This window comes from Streptomyces sp. NPDC043896, assembly GCF_056435605.1.
The window spans coordinates 21,354-43,265 of the sequence record NZ_JBWKEE010000013.1 but is presented as its reverse complement, the minus strand read 5'-3'; the positions used below and the strand labels follow the sequence as shown (position 1 = coordinate 43,265).

At 71.9% G+C, this 21,912-nt stretch carries 23 protein-coding genes and 1 pseudogene; 14 read left to right on the top strand and 10 right to left on the bottom strand.

What is annotated here, in order from left to right; genetic code table 11:
* Nucleotides 1–121 precede the first annotated feature (121 nt).
* Nucleotides 122–916, bottom strand: coding sequence for a VOC family protein (locus tag AC069X_RS20050; RefSeq protein WP_478730095.1), 795 nt, complete (start codon nucleotides 914–916; stop codon nucleotides 122–124).
* A 169-nt stretch (nucleotides 917–1,085) separates the two neighbouring features.
* Between AC069X_RS20050 and AC069X_RS20045 the strand changes: the two genes are divergently transcribed.
* On the top strand, nucleotides 1,086–1,703 hold the full coding sequence (locus AC069X_RS20045) for a flavin reductase family protein (RefSeq protein ID WP_478730094.1): 618 nt from the start codon (nucleotides 1,086–1,088) through the stop codon (nucleotides 1,701–1,703).
* Nucleotides 1,704–1,875: 172 nt separating this feature from the next.
* On the opposite strand, the gene AC069X_RS20040 is transcribed toward AC069X_RS20045, so the two are convergent.
* From AC069X_RS20040 to AC069X_RS20030, 3 genes are read right to left on the bottom strand one after another with little or no spacing between them, the layout of a single operon-like run.
* Complete coding sequence (locus AC069X_RS20040) at nucleotides 1,876–2,943, bottom strand: Zn-dependent alcohol dehydrogenase (protein ID WP_478729941.1); 1,068 nt, start codon at nucleotides 2,941–2,943, stop codon at nucleotides 1,876–1,878.
* The gene (locus AC069X_RS20035; protein WP_478729940.1) at nucleotides 2,940–4,145 is read right to left on the bottom strand and encodes an acyl-CoA dehydrogenase family protein; all 1,206 of its coding nucleotides are present in this window, start codon (nucleotides 4,143–4,145) and stop codon (nucleotides 2,940–2,942) included. The genes AC069X_RS20040 and AC069X_RS20035 overlap by 4 nt, the downstream gene beginning before the upstream one ends.
* Before the next feature lie 16 nt (nucleotides 4,146–4,161).
* A complete protein-coding gene (locus AC069X_RS20030; protein WP_478729939.1) occupies nucleotides 4,162–5,073 on the bottom strand; it encodes an SDR family oxidoreductase in 912 nt (303 codons plus the stop codon).
* Nucleotides 5,074–5,161: 88 nt separating this feature from the next.
* Here AC069X_RS20030 and AC069X_RS20025 point away from each other — a divergent pair, with 88 nt between their 5' ends.
* On the top strand, nucleotides 5,162–6,088 hold the full coding sequence (locus tag AC069X_RS20025; RefSeq protein ID WP_478729938.1) for a cyclase family protein: 927 nt from the start codon (nucleotides 5,162–5,164) through the stop codon (nucleotides 6,086–6,088).
* A gap of 534 nt (nucleotides 6,089–6,622) precedes the next feature.
* On the top strand, nucleotides 6,623–7,123 hold the full coding sequence (locus AC069X_RS20020) for a hypothetical protein (RefSeq protein ID WP_478729937.1): 501 nt from the start codon (nucleotides 6,623–6,625) through the stop codon (nucleotides 7,121–7,123).
* 52 nt (nucleotides 7,124–7,175) lie between these two features.
* On the opposite strand, the gene AC069X_RS20015 is transcribed toward AC069X_RS20020, so the two are convergent.
* On the bottom strand, nucleotides 7,176–7,598 hold the full coding sequence (locus AC069X_RS20015; RefSeq protein ID WP_478729936.1) for an ATP-binding protein: 423 nt from the start codon (nucleotides 7,596–7,598) through the stop codon (nucleotides 7,176–7,178).
* Nucleotides 7,599–7,853: 255 nt separating this feature from the next.
* Between AC069X_RS20015 and AC069X_RS20010 the strand changes: the two genes are divergently transcribed.
* From AC069X_RS20010 to AC069X_RS19980, 7 genes are all read left to right on the top strand, one after another.
* The gene (locus AC069X_RS20010; RefSeq protein ID WP_478729935.1) at nucleotides 7,854–8,705 is read left to right on the top strand and encodes a Scr1 family TA system antitoxin-like transcriptional regulator; all 852 of its coding nucleotides are present in this window, start codon (nucleotides 7,854–7,856) and stop codon (nucleotides 8,703–8,705) included.
* Between the two features lie 13 nt (nucleotides 8,706–8,718).
* The gene (locus AC069X_RS20005; protein ID WP_478730093.1) at nucleotides 8,719–8,907 is read left to right on the top strand and encodes a DUF397 domain-containing protein; all 189 of its coding nucleotides are present in this window, start codon (nucleotides 8,719–8,721) and stop codon (nucleotides 8,905–8,907) included.
* Between the two features lie 270 nt (nucleotides 8,908–9,177).
* Nucleotides 9,178–9,576: a hypothetical protein gene (locus tag AC069X_RS20000; RefSeq protein WP_478729934.1), complete on the top strand. Its 399-nt coding sequence runs from the start codon at nucleotides 9,178–9,180 to the stop codon at nucleotides 9,574–9,576.
* Nucleotides 9,577–9,630: 54 nt separating this feature from the next.
* Nucleotides 9,631–12,195 (top strand): hypothetical protein, encoded by a 2,565-nt coding sequence (locus AC069X_RS19995; RefSeq protein ID WP_478729933.1) that lies wholly within the window; start codon nucleotides 9,631–9,633, stop codon nucleotides 12,193–12,195.
* 11 nt (nucleotides 12,196–12,206) lie between these two features.
* Nucleotides 12,207–13,067: an immunity 49 family protein gene (locus AC069X_RS19990; RefSeq protein ID WP_478729932.1), complete on the top strand. Its 861-nt coding sequence runs from the start codon at nucleotides 12,207–12,209 to the stop codon at nucleotides 13,065–13,067.
* Complete coding sequence (locus tag AC069X_RS19985; RefSeq protein ID WP_478729931.1) at nucleotides 13,067–13,534, top strand: hypothetical protein; 468 nt, start codon at nucleotides 13,067–13,069, stop codon at nucleotides 13,532–13,534. Before AC069X_RS19990 ends, AC069X_RS19985 begins: the two co-directional genes overlap by 1 nt.
* 26 nt (nucleotides 13,535–13,560) lie before the next feature.
* Nucleotides 13,561–14,205 (top strand): DNA alkylation repair protein, encoded by a 645-nt coding sequence (locus tag AC069X_RS19980; protein ID WP_478730092.1) that lies wholly within the window; start codon nucleotides 13,561–13,563, stop codon nucleotides 14,203–14,205.
* Here the strand turns inward: AC069X_RS19980 and AC069X_RS19975 are convergent.
* Nucleotides 14,194–15,198 carry an FUSC family protein gene (locus AC069X_RS19975; RefSeq protein ID WP_478729930.1) on the bottom strand — a complete coding sequence of 335 codons (1,005 nt, stop codon included), beginning with the start codon at nucleotides 15,196–15,198 and terminating at the stop codon, nucleotides 14,194–14,196. The two genes, AC069X_RS19980 and AC069X_RS19975, sit on opposite strands and share 12 nt — an antisense overlap.
* A gap of 335 nt (nucleotides 15,199–15,533) precedes the next feature.
* On the opposite strand from AC069X_RS19975, the gene AC069X_RS19970 reads away from it, so the two are divergent.
* The gene (locus tag AC069X_RS19970) at nucleotides 15,534–16,118 is read left to right on the top strand and encodes a hypothetical protein (RefSeq protein ID WP_478729929.1); all 585 of its coding nucleotides are present in this window, start codon (nucleotides 15,534–15,536) and stop codon (nucleotides 16,116–16,118) included.
* 137 nt (nucleotides 16,119–16,255) lie between these two features.
* Nucleotides 16,256–16,900 (top strand): hypothetical protein, encoded by a 645-nt coding sequence (locus AC069X_RS19965; protein ID WP_478729928.1) that lies wholly within the window; start codon nucleotides 16,256–16,258, stop codon nucleotides 16,898–16,900.
* Between the two features lie 91 nt (nucleotides 16,901–16,991).
* Here AC069X_RS19965 and AC069X_RS19960 read toward each other — a convergent pair.
* Nucleotides 16,992–17,444: pseudogene (locus tag AC069X_RS19960) on the bottom strand (FAD-dependent monooxygenase); the annotation flags it as partial.
* Nucleotides 17,445–17,500: 56 nt separating this feature from the next.
* Here AC069X_RS19960 and AC069X_RS19955 point away from each other — a divergent pair.
* Both AC069X_RS19955 and AC069X_RS19950 read left to right on the top strand, forming a co-directional pair.
* Nucleotides 17,501–18,160, top strand: a complete 660-nt coding sequence (locus tag AC069X_RS19955; protein ID WP_478729927.1) for a TetR/AcrR family transcriptional regulator C-terminal domain-containing protein — start codon at nucleotides 17,501–17,503, stop codon at nucleotides 18,158–18,160.
* Nucleotides 18,160–19,551 (top strand): pentapeptide repeat-containing protein, encoded by a 1,392-nt coding sequence (locus AC069X_RS19950; RefSeq protein ID WP_478729926.1) that lies wholly within the window; start codon nucleotides 18,160–18,162, stop codon nucleotides 19,549–19,551. Before AC069X_RS19955 ends, AC069X_RS19950 begins: the two co-directional genes overlap by 1 nt.
* 37 nt (nucleotides 19,552–19,588) lie before the next feature.
* On the opposite strand, the gene AC069X_RS19945 is transcribed toward AC069X_RS19950, so the two are convergent.
* The 3 genes from AC069X_RS19945 to AC069X_RS19935 all read right to left on the bottom strand — a co-directional run bounded on the left by AC069X_RS19945 (nucleotide 19,589) and on the right by AC069X_RS19935 (nucleotide 21,910).
* Nucleotides 19,589–20,008 (bottom strand): hypothetical protein, encoded by a 420-nt coding sequence (locus tag AC069X_RS19945; protein ID WP_478729925.1) that lies wholly within the window; start codon nucleotides 20,006–20,008, stop codon nucleotides 19,589–19,591.
* Between the two features lie 184 nt (nucleotides 20,009–20,192).
* Nucleotides 20,193–20,645 (bottom strand): ATP-binding protein, encoded by a 453-nt coding sequence (locus AC069X_RS19940; protein WP_478729924.1) that lies wholly within the window; start codon nucleotides 20,643–20,645, stop codon nucleotides 20,193–20,195.
* A 320-nt stretch (nucleotides 20,646–20,965) separates the two neighbouring features.
* A complete protein-coding gene (locus AC069X_RS19935; protein WP_478729923.1) occupies nucleotides 20,966–21,910 on the bottom strand; it encodes an acyl-CoA dehydrogenase family protein in 945 nt (314 codons plus the stop codon).
* Between the last annotated feature and the right edge of the window lie 2 nt (nucleotides 21,911–21,912).

Genomic DNA, 21,912 nt, shown 5'->3' with positions numbered 1-21,912 from the left:
TGGGCTGTCGGAAGCGGGAGCAGGATACCACGGCGGGAGTATACGAAGCCACCCCCCCCCCCCCCCCCCCCCCCCCCCCCACCACCCCCCCCCCCCCCCCCCCCCCCCGGCCCCGGCCCCGCTACATCCCCGGAGCAGGCTTCAGCAGGGCGAAGACGGCCCCGGCCGGGTCGGAGGCCCAGGCCATCCGGCCGACGTCGGGGATGTCCTCCGCCGGCATCATGATCGCGCCGCCGTTCCCCTCGACCGCCGAGACGGTGGCGTCGACGTCCGACACCTGGAAGTACGGGACCCAGCGCGGCACCATCGCCGATCCGCCGCCCGCGCCCTCGCCCTGGGGCGCGACCCCGCCGAAGGACCCCTCCTCCTGGTCCCCTTCGCCGATGCTCAGCACCCGGTACGTCATGCCCGGCGCCTCCATCTCGATGTACCGCCAGCCGAACACCCCGGAGTAGAAGCGGATCGCGGCGACCGGGTCCGGTACGTGGAGCTCCACCCACACCAGGGCGTTCTCCTCGGACGCCGCCGCCAGCCCGCCGGTCTTCCCGGGCTGCCAGGCGGCGAACTGGGCGCCCTGCGGGTCGGTGAACTGGGCGAGCCAGCCCTCCCCCATGACGTCCATGGGCTCCATCCGCACGCTCCCGCCCCCGGCGCGCACCGCTTCGGCGGTGGCCCGCATGTCGGGGCTCTGGAAGTGCACCATCCACGCCGAGTGCGCGCCCTCCTCGGTGAGGGGGCCGAGGGCGGCGACGGTCTTCCCGCCGAGCTTGAAGAACCCGTAGCCGCCGGCCTCGGGTCCGGCGGAGACGAACTCCCAGCCGAAGACCGTCCCGTAGAAGGCGGCGGCCGCGCCGGTGTCGGGGCTGCCGAGGTCGAGCCAGTTGGGCGATCCGGTACGGAAGGCGGTGCCGAGCATGGGGTCCTCCAGCGGGTGGGGCGACACGGGTCGCTGGCCACCTTGCCCACCGCTCGCGCACGGGACGGCGCACGGCTGCCGGGGGCCCGGCTGATTCACCCGTTCGGGGGGTCCCGGGGGCCCGCACCCCTTCCCATCTGACGCACCGTCAGCTTCAATCGGAAGGGTGATGGGACACGCAGGGATGGCGGCCACCGTCGTCCGATACCTCAGGTCAGCCGGCTCCCCCACCTCCGCCGGACCGCACGTGGACGCCCTGCCGCGCCCCGACCTCCGGGCCGTCGGCGAAGACGAGCGCGCGCCCGTCGGCCCCGCCGAGTTCCGGGCCGTACTGGGCAACTTCGCGAGCGGGGTCACCGTCGTCACCGCCCCGCCCGCCGGGGGCGAGGAGGGCCCGGCCGGCTTCGCCTGCCAGTCCTTCGCCTCGCTCTCCCTCGACCCGCCCCTGGTCACCTTCATGGTGGCCCGTACGTCGACCACCTGGCCGCGCATCGCCCGCGCCGGGGTGTTCTGCGTCAACATCCTCGGGGCCGCCCAGGGCGAGCTGTGCCGGGCCTTCGCGGTGAGCGGCGCCGACAAGTTCGCCGGGGTCTCCCACCGGCCCGCCCCCGCGACCGGATCCCCGCGGCTGGACGACGTACCGGCCTGGATCGACTGCCGGATCCACGCCGTCCACACCGGCGGGGACCACCTCATCGTGGTGGGCCGGGTCGAGGCGATGGGCGCCTCCGGCGAGGGCGACCCGCTCCTCTTCCACCAGGGCCGCTTCACCCGCCTGGCGGATTGACCCCCCTGCCCCGACCGGCCGTCACCCCGCACTCGGCGTCGAGGCGGGGGCCGGGGAGCCGGGAGCCGGGGGCCGGGGAGCCGGGGAGCCGGGGGCCATGGGACCGGGGGGAACGCGTACGCACCGGGGCGCACCCGGGGCACACCCGGGTGCGCCCCGGGTGCGCCCCGGGTCAGAAGGTGAGGACCCCGCGCGCGACCCGCCCGTGGTGGGCGTCGTCCACGGCCTTCGCGAAGTCCTCCACCGGGTAGACCTCCGTCACCAGCTCGTCCAGGAGCAGTTCCCCGCGCCGGTACAGCTCGGCGTACAGCGCGATGTCGCGCTGGGGGCGGGAGGACCCGTACCGGCAGCCCATGATCGTCTTGTCCAGGTACATGGACGACACCAGGAAGGACGCCTCCTCCTTGAAGCCCGGCACCCCGAGCAGCACCGCCTGCCCGTGCCGGTCGAGGAGGTCGACGGCCTGCCGGATGAGCTTCACGTGGCCCACGCACTCGAAGGCGTGGTCCGCGCCCGTCGGCAGGACCTCGCGGACGGCCGCCGAGGTATCGGGCACGGCCGAGGCGTCCACGAAGTGGGTCGCGCCGAACCGCCGGGCCACCCCCTCCTTCGCGGGGTTCGCGTCCACCGCCACGATGGCCGACGCCCCCGCGATGCGGGCTCCCTGGATGACGTTGAGCCCGATCCCGCCGGTGCCGATGACCACGACGGTCTCCCCGAGGCCCACCTTCGCCCGGTTCAGCACCGCCCCCACCCCGGTGAGCACCCCGCAGCCGATCAGCGCGGCCGAGGTCAGCGGGATGTCGTCCGGGATCTTCACCGCCTGCACGGCCTTGACGAGGGTCCGCTCCGCGAACGCCGAGTTCGAGGCGAACTGGAACAGCGGCTCCCCCTCCCGCGAGAAGGGCCGGTCCGGCATCCCGATCGCCTTGCGGCACATCGTCGGCCGGCCCCGGTCGCAGTCCGCGCACGCCCCGCAGTTGGCGAGGGTGGACAGGGCCACGTGGTCCCCGGGCGCCACGTGCGTCACCCCCGCCCCCACCGCCTCGACCACGCCCGCGCCCTCGTGCCCGAGCACCACCGGCGGCGGGAAGGGGATCGTCCCGTCGATCACCGAGAGGTCGCTGTGGCACAGCCCGGCCGCCGCTATCGCCACCAGCACCTCCCCCGGCCCGGGCTCCCGGATCTCCAGGTCCCCGACCACCCGGGCCTGCTTGCCGTCGAACACGACGCCTCTCACCTTGGCTCCTTCGGCAGGCCGAGCACCCGCTCGGCGATGATGTTCCGCTGGATCTCGTCCGAGCCGCCGTAGATCGTGTCGGCCCGGGTGAACAGGAAGAGGCGCTGCTCCTCGTCGAGTCCGCGTTCGTACGGGGTCCCGTGCGCCCAGAATCCCGGCCCGGCCGCCGCGACCGCTCCCCGCACCTCGACGGCCAGTTCCCCGAGGCGCCGGTGCCACCCGCCCCACAGCAGCTTCGCCACGCTGGGCGCTCCGGGGTCCCCGGCCGCGCCGCCCAGGGTGCGCAGGGCGTTCCAGCGCATGGTGCGCAGCTCCGCCCACTGCCGTACGAGGCGCTCGCGCAGGACCGGATCGGGCGCGCCCGCAGCCGCGTACGCCCGCACCACGCGCTCCAGTTCGGCGGCGAAGCCGATCTGCTGGACGAGGGTGGAGACGCCGCGTTCGAGGGCGAGCAGGCCCATGGCGACGGCCCAGCCGTTGCCCTCGCCGCCGACGACCTCCTGGGCCACGGCCCCGTCGAAGAACACCTCGTTGAACTCCGCCGTCCCGGACATCTGCCGGATCGGGCGGACCTCGACGCGGCCCGGCTGGTCCATGCGGACGAGCAGGAAGGACAGCCCCCGGTGGCGGCGGGAGCCGGCCTCGGTGCGGGCCAGGACGAAGCACCAGTCGGCGTCGGCGGCCAGGGAGGTCCAGATCTTCTGCCCGGTGACGCGCAGCAGCCCGCGAGCGCCGCGCCCGGGTTCGCGGACTGCGGCGGTGCGCACCCCCGCGAGGTCGGATCCGGCGTCGGGCTCGCTGTAGCCCTGGCACCACAGCTCCTCGCCGCGGGCGATCGCGGGCAGGAAGCGGTCCTTCTGCTCGCGGCTTCCGTAGGCGATCAGGGTGGGCGCGAGGAGGTTCTCCCCGATGTGGCCGACGCGGGCGGGGGCTCGGATCGCCGCGTACTCCTCGGCCCAGACGACCTGCCCGGTGAGGGAGAGCCGCCGGTTGCCGTAGCCCTCTTCCGCCCAGCCCTGGCCGATCCAGCCGCCTCGGCCCAGTTCCCGTTCCCAGGCGCGGCGGGCCTCGACCCCTTCGTGTTCGCTGCCCGGCCCGCCGAGGCCGGCCGCCTGCGCGTACGGGCCGGTGAGGTGCCCGGTGAGCCACGCGCGGGCGCGGGCGCGCAGTTCCCCGTCCTCGGCCCCGAAGCTGAAGTCCACGCCGCTCACCTCCCTCTCAGGCGTTGGGCCGGTCCTTGGCGGCGGCGGCCTTGGCCATGGCTTCGAGCTGGGCGAGCATCGGCATGGGGTCGGTGCCGACGGTTCCGGGGAGGAAGTCGGCGATCTTCTCGGGGGTCCAGGCGCCCTCGGCGTAGCCGGCGCGGAGCTCGCGCGGCTGGGCCCAGACGGCGATCTTGGGTCCGGCGATCGTGTAGACCTGCCCGGTGATGTTCTCGGCCCTGGCGCGGTCGCTGAGCAGGTAGGTGACGAGCGCGGCCACGTCCTCGGGCTCGCCGATCTCCTTGAGCTCCATCGGCACGTTGGCGGACATCCGGGTCCGGGCGACGGGTGCGACGGCGTTGGCGGTGACCCCGTACTTGTTCAGGCCGAGGGCGGCGCTGCGCACGAGCGAGATGATCCCGCCCTTGGCGGCGCTGTAGTTGGCCTGGGCGACGGATCCGGTGTGGTTGCCGCTGGTGAAGCCGATGAGGGTGCCGGATCCCTGGCGGCGCATGACGGCGGAGGCGGCGCGGAAGACGGTGAAGGTGCCCTTGAGGTGGGTGGCGAGGACGGGGTCCCACTCCTCCTCGGACATGTTGAACAGCATCCGCTCGCGCAGGATGCCGGCGACGCAGACGACCCCGTCGACGCGTCCGTACTGGGCGAGGGCGGTGTCGACGATGCGCTGGCCCCCGGCCATGGTGGAGATGTCGTCGGCGACGGCGACGGCCTCGCCGCCGGCGGCGTGGATCTCCTTGACCACGTTCTCCGCGATCTCGCTGGTGGGCTCGCCCCCCTCGATCCCGACCCCGTAGTCGTTGACGACGACCTTGGCGCCCTCGGCGGCGGCGGCGAGCGCCACCGCCCGGCCGATGCCCCGGCCCGCGCCGGTGACGGCGACCACCTTCCCTGCCAAGAAGTTCCCCACGGCCGACCCCTTCCCGTGTTTTCTGACGGACCGTTAGATTCTATGACCAGTCGGATCCCTTCACACAAGCCCTAGGAGCTGATGGCCGGTGACCCTCCCTCCCGAGTTCCACGAGATCGCCAAGCGGGTCAACAACTGGGGCCGCTGGGGCGCCGACGACGAGATCGGCACCCTGAACCTGATCACCGACGGCGTCGTCCGGGCCGCGGCGGCGGAGATCCGTACGGGCCGCCGCATCCCGCTCGCCCTGCCCCTCAGGGGGGACGGCGTCCAGGCGGGCCTGATCCCGGGCCGGATCAACCCGCTGCACACGATGGTCCAGATCAACCAGGAGCTCTTCGGCCCGGGCACGGTGGCGTGCAGCGACGACGCCGTGACGATGGGCCTCCAGTCGGCCACCCACTGGGACGCCCTGACGCACGTCTCGCACTCGGGCCGCATCTACAACGGCCGCCCGGCGTCCACGATCACCGCGCACGGCCGGGCGGAGTTCAGCGGCATCGACAAGGCCCGGCACATCGTCTCGCGCGGTGTCCTGCTGGACGTGGCCCGGGCCAAGGGCCTGGACCGGCTCCCGGGGGACCACGCCGTCACCCCCGGGGACCTGGCGGAGGCCGAGGAGTTCGGCCGCGTCACGGTCCGCGCGGGTGACGTCGTCCTGGTCCGCACCGGCCAGATCCAGGCCTACCTGGCGGGCGACAAACACGGCTACGGCTTCCCGTCCCCCGGGCTCTCCGTCCACACCCCGGAGTGGTTCCACGCGCGGGACGTGGCGGCCGTCGCGAACGACACCCTGACCTTCGAGATCTTCCCGCCGGAGATCGAGAACCTGTGGCTGCCGGTGCACGCGCTCGACCTGGTGGAGATGGGCATGCACCAGGGCCAGAACTGGAACCTGGAGGAACTGTCCACAGCCTGTGCGGAAGCCGGCCGCCACTCCTTCCTGCTGTCCGCGATGCCGGAACCCTTCGTCGGCGGCACCGGCACCCCGGTGGCCCCGGTGGCGGTGCTCTGAGGCCGCCGGGCAGGGCCAATGGGACAGTGGGGCGCCGCCCTGCCGACGTGCGGCGCCACCCCGCCCGTGAACCTCGACGCCGCGCATCCACCACCGCGACGCTGAGCGGCGGCGACGCCGCGCCGGCTCTCGAAGCGAGACGAGTCCCGGGTGAATTCAGGCGGACGATGGGCCGCCCTCGCCGAATTCGCGGACCACCCCGCCCCGCGCCGCACTGACGGCGAACTGCTCCATCCCCATCACGCCACGCCACCACCGCCGCAACGGACGGTGACGAAACACCCTGCCCGGCCAGCGAGAACGATGCGTGAGCCACGCATCAGTTCGGTAACCCCCGGGACTCCTGGGGCACACACATAGCCGAGGTATCGCAACAAGAGCCGCAACCCGGCCGATTCCCCCCTTCATGCCCTGCTGCGACTTCGGAACGATGAGTCCCGCGACTCAGCGGCCGCCGCCACGAGCAACGGCCGCCCCGCTGCCGAAGCAGAAGAGGGGAACACCCATATGTCACCGCGCAAGATCCTCGCGACGATGACCGCCACCGCGGCCCTGATAGCGGGCCCGGTACTGACCGCCGAAGCCTCCACCTCCACCGCCTTCTCCCAGCAGACCCGCACCGCCGGCCTCACCACCGCGCAGGCGACCGAACTCCAGCAGCAGGTCGACGCGTTCCTCGCGTCCGAGCCGGGGGCCCGCCAGGTCTCCGCGAACAAGCTGTCCACGGCCGGCGGCAGCGTGGTGCTGCGGGCCCCGGGCCAGGCCGAGACCCGCGACCTGGCCGCCCCGGACACGGCGCTGGCCTGTAACCACGGCCACCTGTGCATCACGGACGGCAACGGCAGCACCTGGGACTACTACCGCTGCGGCTACTACAGCTTCAGCGGCGTCGGCAACGGCACGTTCAACAACAACCAGACCTCCGGCACCCGGGCCCGCTTCTACAACAGCGACGGCAGCGAGCGCTGGTCGAACGTGGCCAAGGACACCGGCACCGCGTCCTGGAGCCCGGTGTACTACATCCGCCCCTGCTGACACAGTCCGCTCACGAGGCCGCCCGGCACCCGCCCCGCGGGGCCGGGCGGCCTCATCCCGTTGCCGCCGCGAAGCTGAACCACACCACCTTGACGCAGTCCCCCTGGGCCACGGCCGCCCAGTCGTCGGCGGTGGCGGCGACGAGCGCGAGCCCCCGCCCGCAGGTGGCCATCACCCCGGCCCCGCCCCCGGCCCCCTGGGGCCACCGCTCGGGCGCGCAGTCGTAGACGTACACGGTGACCCGCCCCCCGAGCAGAGCCACCTCGACGGCGATCTCGGGGGTGTCGGTATGCCGGTGCGCGTTGGTCACCACCTCGGACACGCACAACCGAGCCCGCTCCCCCAGTTCCCCGCCACACCCGGCACTCCGCAGCACGGCCACCACCCAGTCCCGCGCGAGCCGGACGGTCTCGGCCCGGCTGGGCGCGACCATCCGGTAGGTGAGGCCACACTCCGGTACGGCGCTGATGCTCATGACACTCCTCCCGATGCGGTACGAGTTCACGCTCCCCGTCGGCCCGGCGTGCCGTGGCCATGGCCGCCCCCAGGTGACGGGCGCCAAGGCGCGCGTCAGCGGCTGCACTTCGGTCTTGTCGCCGTGCGACGTGGTGCGGGCACCGACTGTAGCGATTCCGTCACACGGTTTGTACGCAATCCGTAGAACCCAAGCGACAGGTGGACCCTGCTCCCGGCCGCAGGCCAAGATGAGAGCCGACAGGAGGGGACGCCGATGCCGCCAAGGAAGGCTCCGACCGCCCGACAGCGCCGACTGGGCAGCGAGCTTCGCAAGATCCGGGAACACGCCGGCATCTCGATGACCGAAGCCGCAGCCCAACTGAGCACCGACCGCACCAACATGAGCAACATCGAGAGCGGCCGCTTCGGCGTGAGCAGCGACCGCGTGCGCACGTGGGCGAGGCACTACGGCTGCCCCGACCCGGAGTACGTGGATGCCCTCGCGACCATGGCCGACGAACGCGGCCGGGGCTGGTGGGACGACTACCGCGACGAGCTCCCGGCGAGCCTGCTCGACCTGTGCGAACTGGAACACCATGCCGTCGCCCTCCGCAGCGTGCAGATCATGCACATGCCGGGGCTGCTCCAGACCGAGGACTACGCCCGCGCGGTGTTCGAGGAAGCCGTTCCCCCTTTGCGGCCGGTAGACCTGCGGCGCTACTTGTCATTGCGGATGCGGCGCCGGGACGTGCTCGACCGTAAGCACACGCTCACGTGCAGCTTCCTGATCCACGAAGCCGCCCTGCGAATGAGGTTCGGCGGCCGGAAGACAACAGCCAACCAACTCGACCACCTACTGGAGCAATCCGAGCGGGACAACGTCACCGTCCGGGTGATCCCCTTCGAAGCCGGCGGCTTCCCCAATGCCGGTGGACCGACCCTGTACGCGTATGGCCCGGTGCCCCAACTGGACACCATCCACACCGACGTTCCGACTGGCAATGTGCTGCTCGACGCCGAAACGCGGCTTGCCAACTACCGGGCGGTGCTGGACCGGACAGAGAGCCGGGCGTATGCCCCTGAACGGTCTCGCGATTTCATCCGCGAGATGGCGCATCAACTGTGAAGGCGTGAGGAAAGTGGAAATCAACTGGCGCAAGTCCTCCAAGTCGGCAGATACCGGCGACTGCCTGGAGGTGGCGGTACAGGGCGGCGAGGTCCTGATCCGCGAGAGCGACGACCCCGGCGTCGTGATCAAGACATCCCGAGCGAAGCTCAGGGCATTCATCGACGGAGCCGCCGCAGGCGAGTTTGACGACCTCGCCTGACCTCCTTCACCCCCTCCGGCCCCCTGCCCTCCACGGTCAGGGGGCCGCCCCATACCTCGGGCGGCATATGCCGTATCACCCGTTAGACGTCAAACAGTTGATACATCTCGGCGCCCAAGGCTAACTTCGAAGCGCGACGCCAGGCTCGCCCCTGGCGGACGCAACTCCCTCGTGCGCTGCGCCAGTTCGAGGGAGTGACCCGTCGCCCCCTCCCACCGCTCGTCACGGCCCGGGAGGGGGCGACCCTCAGCGACGGCAGGAGAGCCGTACATGCCCGCGCGACCCCTCCCCCTGGACCACACCGCGGCAATCCGCACCGGGTACCGGTTCGAGGCCCTCTGCTATCGCGACGCCCGCGACCGGCCCCCCGAACTCCTCGACCGCGTCATGCTGGACACCCCCGAAGAGGCCGTCCGCCGGATCCGCCTCCAGATCCGCACCGCGCACCCCTTCGCCCTCTCCCCCACGGAAGTGCACCGCGCCCTCACCTGGGCCGACGGCGGCGGCCGCATCCACGCCCTGGCCGCCCTCCACCGCGGCGAAACCGCCGGCTTCAGCATCGTCCTGCGCGGCGGCCTGCGCCCCGAATGGCGCGTCCGGCCGGTCGAGCACCTCTCCCTCACCCCGACCCCCACGGGAACCATTCGCATTTGTGTTCGCGTCACTTGACGGGTAGACAAGGATGCTCGCGATCGAAGCTCGACCTCGGGGGGCGAGTCACAAGTGGCCGACCACGTACCCATCAATCCGTGCACGATCCCGCTGTTCACGGGTGACCTCGACCTGCTGGAACAGGACCACGCGGCGATCACGGCGGCCGCGGGCACCTTCCGCCAGGCCGGTGCGAACGTGGACTCCGAGTTCCAGGGCCTGTCGGCGTTCTACTCGGCCCCGGAGGCGGCGCAGCTCTTCGCCACGACGAAGCCGGTGAAGACGGACAGCGACTTCTTCGCGGACCAGCTGGAGTCGGCGGCGAAGGCGCTGGGCGAGTACGTCACCGAGGCCCGTCCGATCGTGGCGCGGCTGAAGGAGCTCCAGGCGAAGGCCACCACCTTCACCGGCAAGATCGCGGGAGACGAGCACTGGAAGGACGACGGGGACAAGATCGACGAGAACAACGATCTGATCCACGACGTCAACGCGGCCGCCGAGGCGTTCTGGGCGGCCGAACGGACCTGCGCGAACAAGATCCGCGCCTTGTACTGCGCGCCACCCCTGACGGTCAACGACGGTTCCAACGGCGCGAACATGTACGGCTACAAGGCCGAGGACCTCAACAAGGTCCAGGACCTGCCGTGGGGTTCGCAGCTGGAGGAGACCCACCGGGCGTGGGAAGTCGGCTACTGGGTCAAGTCCTTCGTCTGGGACGGCATCATCGTCGACGGCATCTGGGGCACGATCCGCGGTCTCGGCACGCTCGTCGGTGTCGACGGCTGGGACGCCGCCGGGCAGGCCTGGACCGGCCTGGCGAAGCTCGCCACGGGCCTGGCGATCACCTCCATCCCCGGTGTCGGCACGGCGTTCTGGATGGCCGACGACAAGCAGCTCCCGGGCTGGCTCAAGGACTCGCGTACCGCGATGAAGGAGACCGGCAAGGCGCTGGTGGCCTGGGACCAGTGGGGCAAGAACCCCGCCCGCGCCGCCGGAGCTGTCACCTTCAACGTGGTGACCACGGTCTTCACCGGCGGCGCGGGCGCGGTCGCGAAGGGCGGCGCGGTCGCCAAGGCCATCAGCGTCGCGGGCAAGGCCGGCAGGCTGATCGACCCGATCACCTACATCGGGCAGGCCGGCTCCCTCGCCAAGCTCAAGATCGGCGACCTGTTCGCGAACCTCGGCAAGGTCGACGGGGCGTTCCCGAAGATCGACGACGTGGTGTGGAAGGACCTCCCCAAGGCCGACGCCCCGGGCGTGAAGTTCCCCCACCCCGACGACACGGTCCGCCTCACCGACGACGCCCTCGGCCGCCCCCAGTACTTCGACAAGGTCACCAACCAGCTCCTGGACCACAAGGGCCTCCCCAAGCAGGACCTCACCGCCGTCCCCAAGGGCCCCGACCACCCCCTCGCCGAAGTCCCCACCCGCCAGGAAGTCCCGGTCGGCGTCGGCGCCCGTACGACGGACGTCACCTCCCACACCCCGGGCGGCACCGCCGACAACGTGCCGCGCAACAGCCACACCGAACCCGGCGGCAACGGCGGAACGGGCGGCCACGGCGGAACGGACACCACCCCCACCGGCGGCGGAGCAACACACACGGACACCCCCTCCACCGGCGGCCACGGCGACGGCCCCTCCACGGGCAGCGGCGGCCACGGCGACGGCCCGACCGTCCCGCACCAGGGCGGCGGACTTCCCGACAACCCGGGCCCCAGCGGACGGCCCGAGCTGCCGCCCCACCGGGAGAACGCGCACAAGTACACGGACGCCGAAAAGCGGCAGATCATGGAGTACCAGGTCCACCGGGCGAACGACCCGACGGACCCCTACTTCAAGAAGTACTACAACAAGCTCGGCTACCGCCTCCGCGCCGACGTGCCCGACCACACCGGCCTCGTCCCGCCGCAGCTCGTGGAAACCGCTCCCGACGTCTGGGTGCCGAAGTCGGACATTCCGCCGCCGGTCCCGCCGGACTACCTGGGCAAGGCGAAGTCCGTCGACCACAAGGACGTCCTCGTCACCAAGGAAATGCGGGACTCTCTCGATCAGGCCGCGAAGGACCGTCACGACGCCATCACCGCCGACAAGGGTCCCCACGACGCCTACGGCGAGGCCAAGAAGGCGCACAAGCTCCACAACACGCCGGAGACCCAGGCTGCCCTCGATGTGGCCAGGGCAGAGCACGCGCCGCTTCACGAAGCCCTCTCCAAAAAGAGCGAGGCGTACGGCGAGGCAATAGCCAGGGAACACGCGATACCGAAGGAGTTCCCCGGCGCCAAGGAAGAGACGCTGCACGGTCCGGCCAACGGAAACGACCAGTTCGACCAGGTGTACAAGCACGGCGACCGGTACGTCGTGGTCGAGGCGAAGAGCCACGTCACCACGGACTTGGGCGAACGCCGGATCGGCGGTAGGCGTGTCTCGCAAGGAACCCGAGACTACTTCGAGGACATCCTCGAGCAAATGAAGAAGCGCGGAAAGGACATCGAAAGCGAAAGGACCCTGTACAGGGCCCTGAAGGCGGCATTCGACGCGGAACCGCCGCGGATCGACTACGTCGTCGTCAAGGGAGCGGATAACACGGGAACTTACGCCGGATACACTATCCGGCGTTTCGATCTCACCAAGTGACAGGAGAAGCGATGACCGTCTTCGTAGCCGGCCATTCGGAGCCGAGGCCCGACAGCGCGGCCTGGGTCAACGAGCTTGGTGAGGATCTGGTCAACGACCTCGAAACCCTCAACGCGTCGCCACGAAGGCTCGGATCTGCATGGAGGGACGCCTCCTTCAATGTCAGGGCCTCCTTCGGGGCCGACCCGCAGGGCGCTGCGCTGGGAACCTGGGAGTCCGTGGTCGCGGCGGCCCAGCTGGGCGCCGCGCTGTTCCGGGCGGCAGGGATGGCGGAGGGAACCACCGAGGTACGCATCCACCACCAGATGCGCACCGTGTCGGCGACGGGGCCCACGTCGTACACGCACGCAGAGGCATGGATCGAGGCCTTCTGGTATGCGATCATCACCCGCGACCAGCCGAAGATGACCGAGCTCTGCGAGCTCCCGATCGACGTCCTGCGCGCCTCGGGCGCCGACCACGACGACTACCTCTACCACTGGGTCGCCGCCCTCCAGGCGTACTGGCTGAAGCGCCCCGAGCTGGTCCCGGAACTGACGCTGACCTTCCAGCGCTCCCACCCCGACGTCGCCGTCATCGCCGGACGCGACTACATCCAGCACATCGCGTACCCGCCGATCAACCTCTTCTACAAGTTCCTCCAGAAGGACGAAGAGGGCTTCCACACCACACTCCTGGAATCCCTCGAACTCCACAAGCAGTACTGGACCGCCACCCCCGAACGCGCCAACGACATCGACGGCCTCGTACCCATCGGCATCCTCGCCGTCACCTGCCTCGCCTACGACGGCGGCATCCCCGTCAACATCGAGTCCCCCTACCTGCCCGAGCACCTCCTCAAGCGCTCCTGGGTCGGCGAGTTCGAGGTCTGATGCCCACGGTCCCCCCGGACCTCCGGGAATGGCACGACGGAAACCACAGCAACGCCTGCGGCCTCGCCGACATGCTCGGAGTACCCGCCGAGGCGTACGAAGCCGACCCGACCAGCCTGATCCTGCCCCTCCAGGACTACGTCCACAGAGCCCCGCTCGACGAGTTCGAGGAGTCGGACCGGATCACGCTCCACTGCGACCTGGTCGCGTACCTCGCGGACGTGACGATCCGGTGCCACGGCGCCGCCTGGCGCACCGCCGACGCCCCCGGCACGCCGGGCGGGTACCGCTACGTACTCGAAGCCCCCGGCCGGAACGGCGGCACACACCGTCTCGACCCCTTCGCCGTGGTCTCCGGCGAGTTCCGCCAGTCGCCCGTCGATATCGTGAGGATGCTCTCCACCGCCGCGCACGATCTGCACGTCTGCACGGAGTGCGCGCACGACGGACAGGAAACGACCAGGTGACCGACACTCCCACGCTCGCCGCCGTCATGGCCGAACTCGCCGGGCTCGAAGACCCGAAGATCCGCGCCGTGAACGAGCGCCACGGCGACGACCACGCCGTGAACCTCACCAAGCTGCGCGCCCTCGCCAAACGCCTCAAGACGCAGCAGGACCTGGCCCGCGAGCTCTGGGCCACGGACGACAGCGCCGCCCGCCTCCTCGCGCTCCTGATCTGCCGCCCCAAGGCGTACCACCGCTCCGACCTGGACACCATGCTGCGCGAGTCCCGCACCCCCAAGGTGCACGACTGGCTCGTCGGCTACGTCGTCAAGAAGAGCCCGCACGCCGAGGAACTGCGCCTGGCCTGGTTCGCCGACCCGGACCCGGTGGTCGCGAGCGCCGGCTGGGCGCTGACGACGGACCGGGTGGCGAAGAAGCCCGACGGCCTCGACCTCCCCGCCCTCCTGGACCTCATCGAGGCGCACATGAAGGACGCGCCGGACCGCCTCCAGTGGGCGATGAACCACTGCCTCGCGCAGATCGGCATCGAGCACCCCGCCCACCGCGCCCGCGCGATCGCCATCGGGGAGCGCCTGGAGGTGCTGAAGGACTACCCGACCTCCCCGGGCTGCACCTCCCCCTTCGCCCCCGTCTGGATCAACGAAATGGTCCGCCGCGCCTCAGCCCCCTGACGCCTCCAGGATCCGTACGAGCGGCCGCCGCAACGCCACCGCGACGGGGCTGGGATCCGTACGCGCGTACTCCGCCAGGGCCGCGCGGGCGGCGCCCACCGCCGGGCCCGGGTCCACACCGCTCAGGGTGTCCTCGACGACCCGTGCCACCAGCGGTGCGAGCTCCGCCAGCGGCGCCCGCGCCAGGTCCGGTGCCCGGTCCTCCCGGCCCGCGAACGCCGCCACCTCCCGGGCCAGCACCACCACCTCCCCGGCGATCCGGTCGGCGGCGGCGATCCCGCCCGCCAGGACCCGTACGTCCTCCCGGTGCCGGCGCCTCAGCGGGTTGAACCGCATGGCCTTCTCGGCCTCACGGGCCCGTCCCGCCCCCTCGCGGACGGCGTCGGCATCGGCCTCCACGAGCGCGAGGTTGTCCCGCGCGGCGCCCGGCTCCCCGCCCAGTACGGCGGCGGTACCGCTCAGGGACCGGGTCAGCCGCACCCGGCAGTCCTCGGCGATCCCGGCCAGCGTCCGGTACGGGTCGGGCGGCCACAGCAGCGGCGCGAGCCCGACCGTCACCACCGCGCCGGCGACCGTCTCCCAGACCCGGTGCCAGGCGTACGCGTCCGGCGACGTACTGGCGAAGACCAGCAGCGAGGACGCCGCCACCTGGATGTTCAGCCCGCCCCCGGCCCGCAGGAACATCCCGACCCCGAGCCCCAGCGCCACCACCACCGCGAGCGCGGCGGTCGAGGGCCGCAGCAGGTTCACGACCGCGATCCCGATCAGCACCCCGGCCACCACCCCCAGCGACCGCTGCACCGACGTCCCGAGGGCCGTCACCGGATCCCCGCGCAACGCCACGAGCGGCACGACGGCCGCGTACACGGGCGGCTGATCGGCCCCGAGCCACAACGCCACCTGCCAGGCGACGACGACGGTCACCAGGATCCGCGCCGCCCCGGGCCCATCGCTCCGCAGGACCGCCCCCGGCCCGGAGCCCCGCTCGCGCACACCGCCCAAAGAAGCCCCCTGCCCGACAGCCGCCCAAAGGCCCCCAGCCTCCGCCGCCCACCCCCCGCTCTCCCGCCATTGGGCCGAAAGCGGCATGTCCCTAGCCACTTTCGCATTCACGTTCGCAACAGCCGGCCGGTAGAAAGAGCCCCACACGTAGATCGATCTGCCGGGGGGCGGGATAGCGGTGGCCGGACCACATACCGATCAATCCTGGCACGATTCCTCAGTTCACCGGTGACCTGGAAGCGCTGGAGCAGGACCGAACCGCGATCGCGGCCGCCGCGAGCACGCTCCGCGACACCGGGGCGAACGTCCACACCGAGTTCCAGCATTTGACCTCCTTCTACTCCGCGCCCGAAGCCGACCAGCTCTTCGCCACCACCAACCGGGTGCAGACGGAAAGCGACTACTTCGCCGACCAGCTCGAATCAGCCGCCAAGGCTCTCGGCGAGTTCGCTGCCGAAGCACGCCCCATCGTGGCCCGGCTCAAACAACTCCAGGCGCAGGCAATGGCCTTCACCAACACCATCCAGGGCGACGCCCACTGGAAGGACGACGGAAAGAAAACCGACGAGAACAACGACCTGATCCACGACGTCAACGCCGCAGCCGCCACCTTCAACGTCCTCACCACCGTCTTCACCTCCGGAGCCGGAACCGGAGCCAAATCCGGCACCGTCGCCAAGGCCATCAGCGCCGCCGGCACGGCAGGCCGCCTCATCGACCCCATGACCTACGTCGGCCAGGCCGCAGGCAAAGCCGGCTCCCTCGCCCCCGGCAAACTCAAGATCGGCGAACTCTTCGCCAACCTCGGCAAGGTCGACGGCGCCTTCCCCAAAACCGACGACGTCGTCTGGAACGACCTCCCCAAAACGGAGTTGGCGTCAAGGTTGCCATTCTTGACGTTCACGACGTGAAGGGTGCGTTGACGGAACGGGACCTGCGCTCGGTCCAGGGGGCGGCAGACCGCACCAACGCCTCGTTTGAACTGCGCTTCAATGACGGTTCCATCACCATCTACCCAACCAATGCCACCAAGCCGTAAGGAAGCCCCATGTCGATTCTGATGCGCGCGCCGAGGGAGAGCGGCTCGTGGTTCTGGGATCTCTACGACGTCAGCGAGTCGGGGCTGGAGCCCGCTCTCGCGACCGCCGAACGGATGTCGGCCGTGCTGTCCACGCACGGTCTGCTCGAGCCCCAGGCGCTGGAGTGGAGCTGGTTCGAGGTCGGGAAGGGCGGGCTCGGCATCGACAGCGGGCTGAGCCTCATCAGCCGGTCCCTGGGCGACGAGAAGCTCGCGGACGAGATCCGCGGGTGCCAGCCGGTGGGTCACCCGGGTGCGGAGATGACGGGCTTCGTCGTGGTCGGATCGGGAACCTGGTACGACGCGGAAGGCACCGCCCGCAAGGAAGGCCGCCTGGTCGAGCTCCGGGTGTCGCCGGACTCCATCGGGCCCTCCGCAACGCTGTCCGTGCACCACGACGTATGGGCGACCTGCGACTTCCGCGGCAACCCGCACCCCGAGGTGCACGCCCGCAACGCACCCCGCCTCGCCACGGCACTGCGGGAACTCGATGCACTCCTGGGGGTCGAGGCCGAGCCGGGGGAACCCACCTACTTCGGCATGGCCAAGCCCTACGGGCTGGAGGACGCGGAACTCGTCGACGGCCGTGGGCCGGATCTCACCGATCTGATGTGATCACGTCCGAGCCGGTGGCGCCCGGCCAGGCTCTGCCCGAGAGGCATGGACTTGATCGCCCGCACACCCGTAGCGCGGTGGTCCTGGGAGGGGCGTCGGCCGGGAGGCCGGGGCGGGTTTCCACCACCAGAGAGGAGTCCCGGTAGCCGAGGCCGAGCTGCCGGGTGGCCGCACCCCGGCGGGCCTCGCCGCGGTGGATCCGGGTCGGCAGGCCGAGCATCGCGGCGGCGACCGGGAGGCGTTCCTCCTCGTACGTGGCGAGGAGGGCTTCGGGGGCCGCTCCGCTCAGCACCGCCACCAGCTTCCAGCCCAGGTTGTACGCGTCCTGCACGCTGGTGTTGAGCCCCTGCCCGCCCGCCGGCGAGTGGACGTGCGCCGCGTCGCCGACGAGGAAGATCCGGCCCTCCCGGAACCGGTCGGCCATCGCCGCGCGCGGACGGAAGTCCGACGCCCAGCGGACCTCCGTCACGGCGTCAGCGGCAAGGTGCGTACGGGCCGCGACCAGGGCGCGGACGGCGGACGGGGAGAGGTCCACGGGCCCGCCCGACTGCGGGAGCCGGGCCCCGCGAGAGTGCCCTTAACGTTGTTAAGCTGTCAAGCGTGGCTACCCGCAGATCCCCCAAGCTGGACAAGAAGCAGGCCGTCGAGACCTCCCTCCGCCTGCTGAACGACCTCGGCCTCGACGGGCTCAGCCTGCGCGCCATCGCCAAGGAGCTGGACGTCCAGGCACCCGCCCTGTACTGGCACTTCAAGAACAAGCAGGAACTCCTCGACGAGATGGCGATGGAGATGTACCGGCGGATGGCCGCCGACGCCGCACTCCCCCCGGACCTCCCCTGGCAGGACCGCCTCCTCGCCGCCAACCGCGCCCTGCGCACCGCCCTGCTCCGCTACCGCGACGGCGCCAAGGTCTTCAGCGGCTCCCGCTTCACCGGCACCGAGCACGCCACCCAGACGGAAGACCACCTGCGCGCCCTCACCGCCGCCGGCTTCACGCTCCCCCAGGCCCTGCGCGCCACCACCACCGCGTTCTTCTTCACCCTCGGGTTCGTCACCGAGGAACAGGGCGTCGAGCCGCTGCCCGGCGAGCGCCGCGAGGGCTACGACGTCGCCGAACGCGCCGCGCGCCTCGCCGGCTTCCCGCTGTCCGCCGAGGCCGGGGCCGGCCTCCTCCACGACCACGAGCTGGGCTTCGAGGAAGGGCTGCGCCTGGTGATCGCCGGCATCGAGGCCCGGTACGCGGACAAGGGGGCCGCCTGATGGCCGGACGCGACTACGGCTTCCTCATCGCCGCGAAACCCGACCCGGCCGACCTCGGCCCGATACTCGACGCCGTCTTCGCCCTCGGCGACGGCGCCGTCGAGGTCGGGCTCGAAGGAGAGGCCGAGGGCTGGCGGTGGGACACCCCGGTCCAGTGCGGGATCACCTGGTTCGAGCCCGGGGACGTCTCCTGCCAGCTCGTCCTCTACGCCGGCCAGGCCGTCCCCGACCCGCCGTCCGACGAGACGCTCGCACGGGCCCTGGCCCGGGGGCTGGGGACGGCGGTGCTGACGGACCACCCGGGCAAGCCGTGGATCTACCGGGTCTTCACCCCCGGCGGCGGGTCCACCTGGGGCAGCATCGACCACCTGGACGGGGACGACGGCCCCGCGCTCCTCGTCACCGCCACCCAGGCCGGGGTGGCGGCCTTCCCCGGCGCCGCCGTGCGCGGACTGCCCGAGGTGGTGCGGTCCCAGCCCTTCGCCCCACCCGGCACCGACCCGCGCCTGTGGGCCTGGACCGACCTCATCGGCCGCATGGAGGCCGGGTGGGCGCCGCTGCGCTGGTACGGGGCCGACATGTACGCGGACGACCTCGACGCCCGGGACGCGCTGCGCGACCTGGAGGGCGACCCCCGCCTCGAAGCCCTCGACGCCCGATTCCGGGCCGTCACCGTCGAGGACGGCGGCGAGGAACTGGGCACCGATCCGGCGGCCGCGCCCTGGTACCGGCTGCGGCGGCCCGCCGTCCTGCCGTGGCGGGTGCTGCTGCCCGCCGACCCGGAGGCGGCGGGCCTGCTGTGGAAATGGGTCGAGGACGGGGCCGAGGGGAAGCCCGGCGGGACCGACATGACGGACCTCGACCTGAGCGGCGCCGACCTGGCCCGGGCCGACTTCTCCTCGTCCCTGTTCTGCGACACCGGACTGGCCGGAGCCCGCCTCACCGGCACCTGCTTCCACCGCACCCACCTCCAGGGCGCCGACCTGTCCGGCGCCGACGCCACCGGCGCCTGCTTCGTACGGGCCGAACTGGACGGCGCCGACCTGCGCGGCACCGTTCTGGACGGCGCCGACCTCGTACGGGCCGACCTGTACGGGGCCGACGCGCGCGGCGCGAGCCTGCGCGGCGCCCGCATCCTGGGGGCGGGCCTGCACGGCACGGACCTGCGCGGGGCCGACCTCACGGGCGCGGTGCTCCGGGAGAACGGCTTCAAGGTGACGCTGGACGACGACACCCGCGTGGCGGGCCTCACCGGCACGGTCTTCGGCCCGGCGGAACACCTCACCCCGGACGGCACCCGCACCCCCCTCGCCGGCACGGCCCTGGAGGACTGGCTCCGCGCACGCGGAGCAGACGTACGGGTCATCCCGCCCCGCCGCCCCCGCCCCTGACGCGACGCACCCGCACCGACGCCCCGCGCGGCCCCCGCTACGACAGCCGGATCGCCCCCGAGGCGTCCGGGGTGATCGGGGTCGGGTCGGTGTCCTCGTGGAAGCAGAGGGTGCCGAGGGGGGTCTCGGGGGTGGTGAGGTGGGGGGTCAGGGCCTCCAGGAACCGCTCCACGTCCGGGAGGGTCTCGGTGTGGATCTCCTGGCGGGCCGTGAGGGTCCAGCCGTGCGGGGTGCGGGTGAGGTCCGCGGTGCACTCGCCGCCCACGCGGTACGCCGGGCCGCGCTCCGCCAGCACCTTGAAGGGCGGGAAGACGTACGCGTCGAGGTCCTCGTCGTAGTCGCCGTACTTCTCGTCCTCTCCGTACGGCTCCATGTGGTCGCGGATCAGCGCCAACAGCGGCCCCGGGGTGGACTCGTGCAGGTCCAGGGCGAGTTCGAGGGCGTACAGGTCGGCCATCCGTCGAGCCTATGCGACGGGCGAACCTGCGGGTGGCGGCGTGCGGTCGTGCACGCCCCGAGCGCGGCACGGCAGCCGCCACCCCACGACCCGCACTCGTCAAGGCACAGGACCCTTGGCGTCCCCTCGCGACGAATCGCTCACCACCAGGGTGATCAACAGGTGACGAACCGTCAACACCTCGTTAGAGGTACACGCGCGGTTCCCGCACAAGCCCACAATTTTTCGGTGCCTGCTCTGGAGCCTCCGCCGCCGCCCGGTCGACCTCGCACCAGATGCGCTTGCCCGCGCCCTCGCGCTGCCAGCCCCACCGGTCCGCCAGCCCGTCGACCAGCTCCAGCCCGCGCCCGCCGGTGTCCTCCCCGCCGGCCTGCCGCCGGGCCGGGGCGCGGTCGCTGGCGTCGGCGACCTCCACCCGAACCCCCGGCCCCCCGAAGAGCATCCGCAGCACGGCCGGACAGCCCGTGTGCACGACCGCGTTGGTGACCAGCTCGGAGATCAGCAGGATCAGCGTCTCCGCGAGCGGTTCGTCGTCCCCTATCCCCGACCCCGCCAGCCGGGAGCGCGCCCACCGGCGCGCCCGGCCGACCTCGGCGGGGTCCGGCCCTACCTCAAGCTGTACCTGAAGCACCTGCACCGCTCACACCATCCGAACCGGCGGACACTTCGCCTCACGACAGGATGGGATCACCCACTGTGATCCCCGTGCCGAGCAGCATGGTTGACATACAGTCACCAAAACAAGCGCTTCGGGCATATTCCAGCGCGAAGAAGTAGGCGTGGTGCATACTGTGCGACGCTCACGCCGCTCAACCGCTCGCATCGTCGGAGCGTATCGCGGCACACCCCCGCCTCCGGGCCGCATCGAGCCGGGCGAAGGACACAAACCGATATCAACTCTCTGTAATCGGACATGCGTCCCGCGTCGTCCCTCCCGTGCCCTGCCGTAACACCCCGCTACCGCACCGGCGCGGACTCCGACCGCAGTGACTCCGACAGCAGAGACTCCGACAGCAGTGACTCCGCCAGGAGTTCCTCCGCCTGCCCCGCCGTGCGCCACTGCTCCGCCCGCACCCAGGCCCGCTTCAGGTGCAGGTGCACGTCCGCCTCCCACGTGAAGCCCATCCCGCCGAACACCTGGAGGCAGTCCCGGGCGCCCCGCACCGCCGCCCCGTCCGCGAGGAGCTTCGCCGCGGCGATCTCGGCGGGGTCCCCGGTCACCGCCGCCGCGTACACCGCGGTACGGGCCACCTCGGCCCGCACCAGCATCCGCGAGCACAGGTGCTTGACGGCCTGGAAGCCCCCGATCGGCTGCCCGAACTGCTCGCGCTCCCCCGCGTACCGCACCGCCAGCTCCACCGTCCGCAGCGCGCTCCCGGCCTGCAACGCCGCCGTCAGCAGCGCCCCCGCGTCCCGGTACCCGGCCGGGAGCACGCCCGGGAGCACGCCCCGGGCCCGCCACAGCGGCGTCAGCGGGTCCGCCGAGCGCACCGGCACCCCGGCCGGGACCTCCGGCATCCCGAGGACGGCGTCGGCCTCGCCCAGGTGCGCCACCAGCGGCCCGTCCAGGTCGAACGCGGTCACCACCGCCGATCCCGCGGCCGCCCCCGGGACCACTCCGGCGGCCAGGTGGGTGGCCACCAGCGGGCCCGGCAGCAGCGCCCGCCCGGCCTCCTCGAAGACGAGCACCGCCTCCGCCAGGCCGAGGCCGACCCCGCCCTCGGACTCCGGCAGCCGGAGGGAGAAGAACCCCGCCCCGCCCAGCTCCCGCCACAGGGCGCGGTCCACGTCCCTGCCGTGCGACACCGAGTCCCGCAGCGCCTCGCGCCCGAACCGCCCCGCGAGGAGGTCCCGGATGCCCGCCCGTACGTCCCGCTGGTCCTGCGTCAGCCGGAAGTCCACGG

Excerpts from the sequence above, each read along its gene's own strand:
- AC069X_RS19945 (WP_478729925.1), bottom strand. The coding sequence starts at position 20,008 with ATGGCCGACCTGTACGCCCTCGAACTCGCCCTGGACCTGCACGAGTCC.
- AC069X_RS20015 (WP_478729936.1), bottom strand. The coding sequence starts at position 7,598 with ATGAGCATCAGCGCCGTACCGGAGTGTGGCCTCACCTACCGGATGGTC.
- AC069X_RS20000 (WP_478729934.1), top strand. The coding sequence starts at position 9,178 with ATGCCCGCGCGACCCCTCCCCCTGGACCACACCGCGGCAATCCGCACC.
- AC069X_RS20010 (WP_478729935.1), top strand. The coding sequence starts at position 7,854 with ATGCCGCCAAGGAAGGCTCCGACCGCCCGACAGCGCCGACTGGGCAGC.
- AC069X_RS20050 (WP_478730095.1), bottom strand. The coding sequence starts at position 916 with ATGCTCGGCACCGCCTTCCGTACCGGATCGCCCAACTGGCTCGACCTC.
- AC069X_RS19980 (WP_478730092.1), top strand. The coding sequence starts at position 13,561 with ATGGCCGAACTCGCCGGGCTCGAAGACCCGAAGATCCGCGCCGTGAAC.
- AC069X_RS19990 (WP_478729932.1), top strand. The coding sequence starts at position 12,207 with ATGACCGTCTTCGTAGCCGGCCATTCGGAGCCGAGGCCCGACAGCGCG.
- AC069X_RS20045 (WP_478730094.1), top strand. The coding sequence starts at position 1,086 with ATGGGACACGCAGGGATGGCGGCCACCGTCGTCCGATACCTCAGGTCA.
- AC069X_RS19985 (WP_478729931.1), top strand. The coding sequence starts at position 13,067 with ATGCCCACGGTCCCCCCGGACCTCCGGGAATGGCACGACGGAAACCAC.
- AC069X_RS19950 (WP_478729926.1), top strand. The coding sequence starts at position 18,160 with ATGGCCGGACGCGACTACGGCTTCCTCATCGCCGCGAAACCCGACCCG.
- AC069X_RS20020 (WP_478729937.1), top strand. The coding sequence starts at position 6,623 with ATGACCGCCACCGCGGCCCTGATAGCGGGCCCGGTACTGACCGCCGAA.
- AC069X_RS19965 (WP_478729928.1), top strand. The coding sequence starts at position 16,256 with ATGTCGATTCTGATGCGCGCGCCGAGGGAGAGCGGCTCGTGGTTCTGG.